The 12978-nt window shown below is 34.7% G+C and carries 8 protein-coding genes; 4 read left to right on the top strand and 4 right to left on the bottom strand.

What is annotated here, in order from left to right; translation table 11 throughout:
* The first annotated feature begins 246 nt into the window (after positions 1-246).
* Positions 247-1953: a hypothetical protein gene (locus ACFIK6_RS04495; RefSeq protein WP_375641934.1), complete on the top strand. Its 1707-nt coding sequence runs from the start codon at positions 247-249 to the stop codon at positions 1951-1953.
* 146 nt (positions 1954-2099) lie between these two features.
* Entirely contained in the window at positions 2100-3458 is a 1359-nt protein-coding gene (gene nhaA, locus ACFIK6_RS04500; RefSeq protein WP_375677414.1) for a Na+/H+ antiporter NhaA, read from the top strand.
* 3006 nt (positions 3459-6464) lie between these two features.
* On the opposite strand, the gene ACFIK6_RS04505 is transcribed toward nhaA, so the two are convergent.
* A complete protein-coding gene (locus ACFIK6_RS04505) occupies positions 6465-7721 on the bottom strand; it encodes an aspartate kinase (protein ID WP_375641932.1) in 1257 nt (418 codons plus the stop codon).
* Positions 7722-7910: 189 nt separating this feature from the next.
* Between ACFIK6_RS04505 and ubiG the strand changes: the two genes are divergently transcribed.
* Entirely contained in the window at positions 7911-8654 is a 744-nt protein-coding gene (gene ubiG / locus ACFIK6_RS04510) for a bifunctional 2-polyprenyl-6-hydroxyphenol methylase/3-demethylubiquinol 3-O-methyltransferase UbiG (protein ID WP_375641931.1), read from the top strand.
* Between the two features lie 39 nt (positions 8655-8693).
* Here the strand turns inward: ubiG and grxC are convergent, their stop codons facing one another.
* Together grxC and ACFIK6_RS04520 are read right to left on the bottom strand one after the other, a co-directional pair.
* On the bottom strand, positions 8694-8948 hold the full coding sequence (gene grxC, locus ACFIK6_RS04515) for a glutaredoxin 3 (RefSeq protein WP_254473023.1): 255 nt from the start codon (positions 8946-8948) through the stop codon (positions 8694-8696).
* Between the two features lie 46 nt (positions 8949-8994).
* Positions 8995-9780, bottom strand: a complete 786-nt coding sequence (locus ACFIK6_RS04520) for a ComF family protein (protein ID WP_375641930.1) — start codon at positions 9778-9780, stop codon at positions 8995-8997.
* A gap of 196 nt (positions 9781-9976) precedes the next feature.
* Between ACFIK6_RS04520 and ACFIK6_RS04525 the strand changes: the two genes are divergently transcribed.
* Positions 9977-10861, top strand: a complete 885-nt coding sequence (locus ACFIK6_RS04525) for a methyltransferase (RefSeq protein WP_375641929.1) — start codon at positions 9977-9979, stop codon at positions 10859-10861.
* Between the two features lie 2 nt (positions 10862-10863).
* Here ACFIK6_RS04525 and ACFIK6_RS04530 read toward each other — a convergent pair whose 3' ends face one another.
* Entirely contained in the window at positions 10864-12219 is a 1356-nt protein-coding gene (locus ACFIK6_RS04530; RefSeq protein WP_375641928.1) for an L-cystine transporter, read from the bottom strand.
* Between the last annotated feature and the right edge of the window lie 759 nt (positions 12220-12978).

Genomic DNA, 12978 nt, shown 5'->3' on the forward strand with positions numbered 1-12978 from the left:
TTAGGGTAATTTTAAAATGATAAAAAATTATGATGCGCATAAACTTTCCTCTCCTTATTATGCGTACTTTTCTATAAAGTGCTGAACTCAAAGAAAATTGATAAAAGTTGATAAAGCTATATTGCAAAAAAGATGAGAATAACTTTAATATAAGGAGTAGATAATTGTTGAAACTGGTACACGCTATATTTAAACCTTTGTCGTTAAAAGAATTTATCTTCACTCTCAATTCAAAGAGTGATAAAAATGAAAGAAGGAAGAATGGTTAATCTTAATAGTGGGTATCAAAGTAACCTCAGATATTGGCTCACTTGCATTATTGGATTTGTTGCTATCTTGGCAATTATAATTGTTGGTGGATTTTATATCGCGAAACCCTATCTTGACAGTTTTGTAAAACAAGAAATAGCCCGTCGTGGCATAAAAGCCGGAACATCTGAGGTGAGCATTCTAGGTAAAGTCAATTTGAAGAATGTGACATTACCCGTCCCAGCTGGTACATCACTTAAAATTGGAGCCATTTCTGCCCGTCCTCCTCTTTCCTTTATTCCCGGAACTTTTACATTTTATAATGTTGATTTAAAGCATAATAATATTCATGTGCAAATTCCTCAAATCTCTCTCCGGAGTGTATCCTTAAAAGAAAAAGATAGAACGATAACATCACGTCTTTTACAATCAATGATGCGCATTGAGTTTTCCTCAATTATTGCTCCCAATATACAACTTTCTATAAAAAATAAAAATAACCGAATAGAAACGCTTGAAGTCAAGAATTTCCAGCTTTCTGATTTTAAAAATGGACATATCCGTTCAGTTAGTATTAAAAATATGGATCTTAAAACAGTTGCAGTAAACAGTGCCAAACAGATGCAGCTTATGGCTAAAAGTGATACAATAAAAGCCCATGATATTGACATTAACTATGCCTATTCTATCATTTTTGGAAAAAACAACGCTCTCAACCAAGATAAAACCGTTACTGGCCCCATTTCTCTGAATAATGTAAGTATCGATGTGTTTGAAGAAGCAGGGAAAAGCAGTTCTTTCTTCCTCGGACAGTTTAAAACATCTGGTTTAAAAATGAAGCCACTTGAACAAACTCCTGAAAAATTAATCAAAGCTTATCTTAACGCAAGAAAAGAAAACAATAAAGTCTCTGAAAAAATAGCACAAAATGGTCTCCTTCTAAACATACTGCTCGCCATTACCTCAGCTGATGCCAAAGTTGATAATGTCACCGTTGATATACCACAGTTGAAAGCAACACTCGAATCATTCCAATTCAAACCAAGCTTGTGGAAACAACCTATTCCTAAAAAGCTTTTTCTTTCTCTCAATAACCTTTCCGTTTTACCTAAAAAAATGAATGAAAAAGACTTAGAGTTCTTCAAAAATCTGAACTTTGAGCGCTTTGACATTTCAGGAAAAATTGATATTTCTTACGATGAAAAGAAACATATGCTCTTTCTTGATACAATGTCTTTCAATATGAAAAACGTTGGATCTGGGAACATATCGGCTAAGGTTATTGATGTTGACGAAAAGCTTTTTTCTGGTCAGCAAAATGTAATGATTGCTGCGTCTCAAGACCTTGGCATCAATGAAATTGATATACAATATACGGATGCAGGTTTCATTGATAAGCTTTTTTCTTATCTTGCGCAAAATCTTAATGACAGCCAACATGATCTTAAAAAGGAACTCTATGACGATTTCTATCTAATGATGACGCAGACCCCAAAAATGCTGCTGAAAAATCATGACGAAGCAGAAAAAATTTCAAAATCCTTAGGGGAATTTGCTAAAAATCCACAAACATTGATCGTTAAAATTAAAGCAAAAGATAATAAAGGTCTCGCAATAGTTGATCTCGAATCTGCTCTACAAAATGATCTATCCAAGGCTTTAAGCAAAGTACATCTCACTATTAAAAATGAAGCATCGCCTTAAACATTTTGTGCTTTAAACATGATGATCTTGTCTATAAATTAAGAACTTTATTCCTCTTTTTTCTTTTATATGATACAGAAGGTATCATATAAAGTCATTTATACAGAGAATATAGAATCTAAAATTGTCGATGCTTGGAGTTGTTCATGTCTGATTTATCTTCAAATCGCCTGCCTAATCGCGCTTCTCGTGTCACCAATCAAGCGCTTTCTGCGATCGAGCGTTTTCTCCATATTGAAGCTCTTAGTGGTATTGTTCTTTTATTAGCTGCTGCTGCTGCACTTATTTTTGCTAATTCTAAATATGCTGCTTTTTATGAATCTTTTTGGCATACACCTCTTGGCTTTAATTTGGGTCATTTCACTCTTTCATGGGATTTACATTTCTGGGTTAATGATGCCCTTATGACTATTTTCTTTCTCGTCGCAGGAATGGAAATTCGACGCGAGATTCATGAAGGTGCTCTTGCCGATTTTAGACAAGCAATCTTACCAATTGTTGCCGCAATAGGGGGCGTTTGTGTTCCTGCAATTATTTACTTTATCTTCAATTTTAACGAGGGACATATACGTGGTTGGGCTGTGCCAACAGCAACAGATATTGCCTTTGCTCTAGGTATTCTTGCTCTTCTTGGAAAAAAAATTCCTTCTAATCTTCATATTATTCTTCTATCATTAGCGATTATTGACGATATTATCGCTGTTCTTATTATTGCTTTTTTCTATTCAACAAACATTGATCCTAGCGGTTTAATGATTGCAGGAGCAGGTATTACTTTGGTGCTATTTTTTCAGTGGATCGGGCTTGCATCAGCATGGCTTTACATTTTACCTGGTACAATCATCTGGTGGGGTTTAATGGTAACAGGTGTTCACCCATCACTTGCTGGTGTAATCTTAGGAATGATGACTCCCGTTCTTCCTACCCGTACTCTTGTAGCGCCACTCACCATGCTCAGTAACGCTATGCAAATTCTTCAAGAAAAAAATACAAAAACAGATCTGCATCATATTTCAACCGCATTGAAAAAAATGCGCAAAGGACAACGGGCCATGATTGCTCCAGTAACACGCGTTCAAAAAGCGTTGCATCCATGGGTTGCATACGGTATTATGCCGATCTTTGCCTTCGCAAATGCAGGAGTAAGTTTTGCAAACTTTGATCTTTCTTCTGACAAATCATTCTTGATTGTTTTGGGTATTGTCATTGGTCTTTTCGTTGGTAAGCCTCTTGGTATTATCACAGCTAGTTATATAGCCGTAAAATCAGGGCTATGCCGCCTACCCCCTCATATGACATGGACAGGCGTTTTACTCATTGGTTTTTTAGCTGGAATTGGTTTTACAATGTCTATCTTTGTTTCAATGCTTGCTTTTAAAGATATTGTTCTGCTTGATGCGGCAAAAATTGGGGTCCTTTGTGGCTCTGGTTTATCTGCTCTTATCGGTCTGGGATATGGATTTATTTATATTAAGCGCAATAAAGGAATTTCTCATAATTCCTAACAAACTAACTGAAAATATATTTTTATGCAGAACTTTTAAAAATAATTTTTCTTATTTGTTGGGTTCGGACAATATTTAATGTAAAATCCGTTGTCTCGCCTCATCTTTACACTTATGAAGGAGAAAACTAACATCATCATACTATTTATGAGCCTCTAATGTTGCACCAACCTTTGACACTTAAGAAGATTCATAAAAAATGTTTTTTTCCTTTCTTCAATAATCTTTTACTCATACACCTGCTCCACTTGTGATGTGCATAGGAATGACTTTAATTGTTTCAATATAAAAGGCTTCATAGTTTTAGAGAAGCTTCCTTTCGTTCAGATTATTATTTATTATAAAGAAAAATTAATTATTATAAATCAACATATTATGTTTAATTATAAGAAAAAGATACGAATAAGCGAAATTCAATAATCAGTTAAGTAACTCCATGGTTTATTTTTTCCCAATAAACCACTCTCCTCGTTACTGATTTTATTGCCGGTATTCTAAACAACTTTAATTTTTATCTTCTTAAAAGGCACATTATTTTTTGGTGAAAATATTTGATTTATAATGAGAATTTATCACTATAAATCTTGTATGGAGTCCAAATATCGTAAGATTTTCTCATTTCAAATCTGTACATGATGCATCAATCAAAACTATTCGCTTACACGTCACAAGCAGAGGAGGAGTATTGAGTAAAATTATTTGAAGAAAAAAATAAGAATGCTTCATCATATCCATACAAGAGCTGTTCAACACGAAGACTAAAAATTAAATGATGACGACCAACTGACACCTTTGATCTAAGTAAGGGAGATGGTCCCCAATAAATTTTACGTTACACCAACCACAGGCACTGTAATAGGCTTGGGGAGAGATATTTCTTCAAAACAAGCGCGTAAATTGGCAATATAATAGCGTTTTGTTTTACGTGAAAGGCATATACAATTTAAATAACGCAATATACAAAAACGTGAACCAATGTGTAATATCCATTATTTAAAAGATATTACTGTCAATACCTTTGAAAGTTGTAAAGCAGAATTAAAAGGAAGTTGTAAAATGGAAGCTGTTTTTCACTTTTATGGCTTCATATTCTTCCCCAATTAGGTTTTATCTCTATTTCAGAAATTATCCCAACAGGTATACGCAACATTCTTGTTCCTATCTGGCATACAAAAACAGAAGTTGCTCGTAGGAGCCTTATCCGTTTCAATATACATCGTCAAACATGCATCTGCGCTGACATTAGATATTGATACAGGTAACAAAAAACAATATTTCCGAGACTTTCGAATTATACAACACCACATTAAATACAATAAGAGTAAAATAATATTGTAATGAAAATTCTTATTTATATATAAATCACGTAGAGTTAACACACATTGTATAAAAATAAATTATAGAAAAAATTTAGTAAGTTACCTCATATTTAAAAATCTTATTCTATAAGCTGTAATCTTCAGTGGAATATTTGTTGCTGGTCGTGAACATAGTACCACACAGGTACAGATACAAAAAGTTGTAAAATCAAAGACGTATGCAGATCAAAAAAGCTCTTTGCAAATAAAAAAATCGTAAAATATCTAAAAACTATAGGCTATACTACTCAAGATGCTTTTTTCATTGCGCATAATTCTGGATTGTTCAAGAAGCAAATTAATAGTAGGCAATCTAATACAACCAGTGATGGCAGAGAACTTCTAAACGCCCCTTATCTACTGGGTGCTCAAGCGTATTATCTTATCCTTGGTGGGGAAGCGTATAATGAAATGGTATAGCTTATTTACATATTCAACATGAAATAATTAAGCGATAAAAAATAGACAAGAACAAACTAAAAACTACAAAAGACTATAGAAAATAATATTTATAAAAATATCTTTATTGGGAATAAGTGCATTAATTATCGCACTTTGATAACATATATTATATTCACATGGAACATTCCCATTCGAATGCATTATTCTATAAGAGAATACTTTCGCATTCATATACTGAATAAAAACAAATTGTGGGAAAAAATATTTAATGAAATTAGAATAATAAAAATGGCTATATTTCTTACAAGAAGAATTTACTTACAAAGGCCACCATTTGAAAAATATGTAAACATGATAAGAAACTAGCACGACATACTACACAAACGAAAGAAGTATCTCATGCGTCATTGGCAGTATGACACAGAAAATACTTGTAATAGAGTAGTTAAGGAAAGAAAGTTAACTTAAAGAACATATGGAGGCATCGAAAACTCTGAAAATCTTAATCATAATTCAAAAAAAGATAAATCGACATGAGAAAAAATTTAAGTGATGAAATCATAAGCAACACGCTATAACATTATCATTAATTTTGATCTATAATTACATGATTTTATGAAAAGTTCTTCTGAAGAGCTATAAGCCGTAAACGCATAAGATATAGTAATTCTATAACTTATAGCGCAACATCAATATTGTCTATAGAGATGTATTTTTATTGCCTCATAATCCAGAAAAAAATAAATTTACAAGATATACATAAAGCCATAAACGACCATTTGAGACAAGCTAAACATCTCTAGAAAATACATCATCAATTCTATTTTTGGTAATTCCATCACTAATTCAATGAGCTCCAATTTCTCTAAGATTTATAATATTAAATCTGTATTCACGAGGCTGCCCCCCATGTAACACATGCATCTTTTGAATAAACGCAGTGCGTTGCTCCTTATTCTATTAAGGCCTTATATCGTAAAGACTTCTCCATCCCTCTCTAAGGGCTCTAAAACGTTTGTAGACAGCATATTTTATATCCCTTCTTAAACAGTTTTTTACCCAAACATCTTTCTTCTTGTAATGTATAAGCGACCGTTTTTAAATTCATCATGAATACGTTAAAAATGAGAGAGTTTTGCTGTATTAAATATTCTATTTAAGTCAAAAATATAAATGTCCTTAACAAAAATTATTAATATATATTAAAGCTTTATGTTATTGAAACTTTGTTGACACTGAAAAATATTTATTCCTTATCAAGGGCATAAACAGCATGTAATGTTCTAACTGCAAGTTCAGTGTAAGCACTATCAATCAAAATAGAAATTTTAATTTCTGAGGTCGTAATTGCTTGAATGTTAATACCCTTTTCAGCCAAAGCCTTAAATGCTGTAGCAGCAACACCTGCGTGGCTACGCATTCCAATACCAATCACAGATACCTTGGCAAGATCGCCTTCAAATTGGAGAACATCAAATCCAATTTCTTTGCGATTCTTCTCAAGAAGTGTAACGGCTTTTTCCACATCTGATGATGGTACAGTAAACGTCATATCAGTTTTTGAGCCATCTTCAGAAATATTTTGCACAATCATATCAACATTAATGCGTTCTTCAGCCAAGGGACCAAAAATTGCTGCCGAAATCCCTGGACGATCGGCAAGCCGACGAAGGGAAATTTGCGCTTCATCCTTAGCGAAAGCAATACCAGTAACATTTTGTTGTTCCACGATTTCATCCTCATCGCAAATAAGTGTTCCAGAAGAATTCATTGGATCCTCCATGCCTAATGCATCAGGATCCTCAAAACTTGAACGCACAAAGGTACGAACCTTATGAACCATTGCCAATTCAACAGAACGAACCTGTAAAACCTTTGCACCAAGAGAAGCCATTTCTAGCATTTCTTCAAAAGCTACTTTTGGTAAACGACGCGCTTTCGGCTCTATACGTGGATCCGTTGTATAAACACCATCCACATCCGTATAAATATCACAGCGATCAGCTTGTACAGCAGCGGCTATAGCAACAGCACTTGTATCTGATCCCCCACGCCCTAAGGTAGAAATCCGGTTATCCGGAGCTATCCCCTGAAAACCAGCAATAACGGCAACCTGACCTTCCTGAAAACACTCGATTAAAAAAGATCCATCAATATTAATAATACGTGCACGGCCATGCGCATTATCTGTATGAATAGGAATTTGCCAACCAAGCCATGAACGTGCATTCACCCCCATTTTTTGAAGTGTCAAAGCCAACAAACCTGAAGTAACCTGTTCACCAGAAGCAACCACAACATCATATTCACGAGTATCTCTATGCATGGAGGAAGCATCACTTGTCCACTGAACAAGTTCATTTGTTTTACCAGCCATCGCAGATACGACAACGGCAACCTCATTACCTGCATCAACCTCTCTTTTGACATGCCGTGCAACATTATGAATACATTCAATGTTTGCTACAGATGTCCCACCAAATTTCATGACAATGCGCGCCATTAATAACACTCTTACCTTTACATCTCTTATCTCAAACGGTAATGAGAATTAGATGCTGTATCAACTAACCATTTTCTCGACATAGCGAATATCTATCATTTGTGCAAGTTTCATTATGATTATATTAATTTCTCTTGACTTTGTATAAAATCTACTTGACCTGATCATTTAAAATAGAAGGACGGCAACATGATCGATGAAACACAAACAACTATTGATCAAAGTGAAATTGATCATTTTTCACGTATTGCTACAGAATGGTGGAATCCACAAGGAAAATTTCGACCTCTTCACCAATTTAACCCAACGCGCCTTGCTTACATCAGAGAAAAAGTCTGTTTAGAGTTTAATCGTGATCCTTCTTCGCTTACGCCCTTTGACAATTTGAAAATTCTTGATATTGGCTGTGGAGGAGGCTTGTTATCTGAACCAATGGCACGTCTTGGCGCTATAGTCGTAGGCGTTGATGCTGCACAAACAAATATTGAAGTCGCAAAAACCCATGCAGCTCAAAATGACCTTTCCATTGACTACCGCACGACGACAGCAGAAGTACTTGCCAATGAAGGAGAAAAATTTGATATCATCCTTAATATGGAAGTTGTTGAACATGTCGCTGACGTTAATCTCTTCATAGCAGCTACAGCAAAAATGCTGAAACCACAAGGATTGATGTTTGTCTCAACACTCAACCGCACGTGGAAAGCATGGGGGCTTGCTATTGTAGGCGCTGAATATATTCTACGTTGGCTTCCTAAAGGAACCCATGATTATAAAAAATTCCTAAAACCTCTAGAACTTAAAAATTTCTTATCAAAAAACGCTCTGACTGTCATTGATGAGATAGGTATTACTTATAACCCATTAAACGACAGCTGGAATCGCTCAAAAGACATGGGTGTTAACTATCTCCTTCTCGCAAAACGGTCTTAAGGATATGTAATTTACAAATATTATATGCCTTGTAATATATTATATGCCTTGTAATAAAGAATTGAGCTTTCCCTCAGCCTCTAAAGCATAAAGATCATCACAACCGCCAACGTGATAATCACCTATGAAAATTTGCGGAAATGTATTACGTCCATTTGCGCGCTGTACCATTTCTTGGCGAAGGGATGTGGAAGCATCAATATCTGTATACTTTACGCCTTTTTTATCAAGCAAATCACGTGCTTTTGTGCAATAAGGACAGTTAGGGCGTGTATAAATTATTATCTCTTTCATAGTATTATCCTCTAATATTTTTAATAATGTTCACTTTAAATTCCTCTTAAGAAGAGGGAAAAATAGAATCCTCTTTGAGAACACGCGAAAATGTTAGCACATCAACCTGCCGTGCACCTGCATCTTTTAATGCAGCAGCTGCTGCTGTAACTGTTGCACCCGTTGTAAATACATCATCAATCAGCAAAACAGAACATCCTTTGAGATATTTTTTAACCTTATGCGAAACCTTAAAAGCATTTTTTACGTTAAGTTTTCTCTCTCTTGAAGAAAGACTAACCTGTGGACGGGTATGCCGACAACGAACAAGCCAACTTGGTTTTAAAAGCTTTTTTTGTGATGCTGCAATATAACGTGCAAGCTCAGCAGATTGATTATAACGCCTCTCCCAAAAACGACGAAAATGCAATGGAATGGGAATAATAACATCACAATCATCAATAAGCTCGCGTCCAGAAAACATCATCCAATTGGCCATAAATGATGCCAATTCTATATGATCACCATATTTTAAGCGCGTTACTAAAGTTCGTGCAAGCCCTTTATGAACAATGACTGAGCGAACACGTGAAAAAGGATGGGAATTACGAAGTGCTTCACCACTAAGAAAACCATCCCCCATATCACAAACAAAAGGAGTCCCCATAACAGGACAATAAGGTTTTGTGATAAATTGAAGGTCTTTCCAACATTCGGAGCAAATCGTACCATAAGTAGAAACATTTTGCTTACATCCAGGACAAATTGGTGGATAAAGCATCGTTTTCAAGCGTTCAACGAACTTACTTAGTATATCCCCACTATTTAACGCAGCTTCTCGAAAATATAACATTATAAATTTAGGCTTTTACAAGTTTCCCTCAGAACAAAAGTTCCTTTGTATTTCCTTAATTTATAATTTTAATTCCTTTAAAAACCCTTACCTTCTATAAATTTATTTTCTTTCATATTATAAACTTGACAGAACTTGTACAAATAATGAACCTTTCCAAAATATATTCTTTCATAGATCGAAAGTGTTCCATAATATGTCGCATCCTTTAATTTTTGATCATAACCACATTGAACAATTCCGAAAACGTGCCTTTCAAAAAGAAAAAAAAGGATGTGACTTTTTACTCTCTCACATGGCAGAAGATCTCTATAAACGCCTTAGCACTGTTGATCGCCTCTTTACATTAGCTCTCGATTTACACAGCCATACAGACCTTGCTGCACAAGCTTTAATGAAATCTGGAAAAGTTTGTTCCATAGAACGCATTGAAACCAATACGCTTTATCAAAGCCATGATAAAAAATTCCACTTACGTCATCGAGAGTTTCTTGATTTACCTCAAAGTTACTGTGACCTTATTGTTTCGCTTCTTTCATTACAATTGACCAATGATACCCCTGGTGTTCTAAGCCAGATAAAAAACACCCTTAAACCAGATGGCTTATTTCTTGCTGTTATGGCAGGAGCTGGTACATTAAGAGAATTGCGCGAAAGCCTGCTACAAGCTGAAAGTGAAATTTATGGTGGAGCAAGCCCTAGAATCTATCCTTTTGCCGACATTCGTGATGCAGGCGCTCTTTTACAGCGTGTTGGCTTTGCTCTGCCTGTAGCAGACGTTGAAGATATCACAATACGTTATAATACAATGTTTGACCTTATGCACGATCTTAGAGCTATGGGAATGCAAAATGCACTCATCAATCGTTCACGACGCCCTGTATCCAAACGTTTTTTTCTCCGCGCAGCTGAAATCTATGCACAACGATTTAGTGATCCTGATGGACGTATTCGTGCACATTTTTCTTTCATCTGGCTCTCTGGTTGGGCTCCTCATCCCAATCAACAAAAACCCTTACAACCTGGTTCAGCACAAATATCTCTTACAGATGTTTTAAAGACCCCAAAAAATATAACCTAAAATTATTTTTTAAAAATACTTTTATCTGTTGTTCGTAATATTTGACTGGTGACCGTTCCAGCTATCATTGAATCACTCACGTTTAAAGCAGTACGTCCCATATCAATTAGCGGTTCAATAGAGATAAGTACAGCAACCAAAGTAACAGGAAGCCCCATAATTGGTAACACAATCAATGCAGCGAAAATAGCACCTCCCCCCACACCAGCAACACCTATAGAACTCAACGTTACAACACCAACAAGCGTAGCAATCCAAGTAGGATCAAGAGGATTAATACCCATAGATGGTGCAATCATGGTCGCAAGCATCGCTGGATAAAGACCAGCACAACCATTTTGTCCAATTGTTGCCCCAAAAGAAGCTGCAAAACTCGCAATGGATTGTGGTACACCTATCCACTGTGTTTGCGCTTCAATATTCAAAGGAATACTTGCAGCACTTGAACGACTGCTAAAAGCAAATGTTAAAACCGGTAAAACCTTTTTGAAAAAACGAAAGGGATTAACCCCAGAAATACCAAGCAATACACCATGAATTCCAAAAATTAAAATAATACCGACATAAGAAGCAATGATAAAAACCAGTAAATTTAAAATATCTGCAATACGCGATATTGCTCCTACTTTCGTCATAAGTGCAAAAATACCATAAGGTGTCAAAGCAATCACAATACGGACTAACCGCATAATCCAAGCTTGTGCCACTTGAATAAATAAAAGCGCTTTTTCTCCTTTTTCTGGCTCATCTTTCTTTAAAAGGAGAACCGATGCACCTAAAAATGACGCAAAAATAACAACACTGATAATTGATGTCCGTTTAGCTCCACTCAACTCAGCAAATGGATTTTTAGGAATCATAGACAAAATCATCTTTGGTATATTCATATCTCCAAGTTTAGAAATATGACCTTCAAGAAGAGCAGAAACATTTTGCCCTTCGTGCACCAAACCATCAGTTGTTAATCCAAAAAAATTAACCACAAGCACACCAACCAATGCTGAAAGAGCCGTTGTAAAAAGCAATATTGAAATTGTTATTATACTCATCTTTCCAACAGCATAAACAGAATGTAAATGAGCAACTGCTGAAACAATAGAGATAAAAACCAGTGGCATAACAATCATTTGCAACAGTAAAATATAGCCCTCACCAACAATGTTAAACCATTCAACGGATTTCAATAAAGTGCTTTCACCCTCTCCATAAACAAACTGCAAAACACTTCCAAAAATCAAGCCAAGGATAAGCCATAGCATAACACGTAGTGAAAGACTCCATTGCATTTTCTTACTTTGAGAAACCAACAATAAAAAAATAACAAATAGAAATAAATTGACGAAAAAATTAAATGTCATTGTCTATGCTCACTTACTATTTTTATGATTGATGTCAATAATCTGCATAATTCAAAATCAATGCATGATATTTAAAATTAACATAAAGCTTACAAGGCTTTTACAAAATCATTATTTTTTTAATTTATAGCTTAAAAGAGAATTTTTTATCTACTAATAATTGTTTAAAGAAAATAAATAAAATTATCGTCCTATTCTTTAAATTTTCACTCTCATAAAATAGTTGAAAAAGAGAAATATAAACAATATTCATAGCATCTTAATACTGAGTAATTCCAGCATATCTTACCCTATAAATGTCCGTACCACTCTCTTTTGCTATTTGAACTGAAGCGAGCTTTCCAAGCAAGGATGAATTAACAACCGAACATTCGTGATTTTTCTAGAAAATACACCAACAAGCTAATTTTGCTAATTTTATGGACTACACTCTCAACAGCTTTGATCAGCACTTCAAATATAATTATTTTATTGAAAATACCTTTTATACATTCTTTCTTTGCTCTCAATAAAATCTTTTTTATTTATTAATATTTAATGATGTAATTAACACATTAATTCTATACATTGTAATCTCTATTTCTATCTATTTACATAAAATATTTCTTTTTTATATAAAAATAAATTTGATTTATACATACATAGATCTGTGGGTATTTTTTCTACTGTCTTTTTAGCTTACTGATCGTATTGATATTGTGATTTTTGTATTGTATCTTTTATGAGAAATGTTAAAAGCAAGGTAAGATATGCTCCCTA

This window comes from Bartonella sp. AS69XJJH (genome assembly GCF_042195585.1).
In the GTDB taxonomy this organism is placed as follows: domain Bacteria; phylum Pseudomonadota; class Alphaproteobacteria; order Rhizobiales; family Rhizobiaceae; genus Bartonella.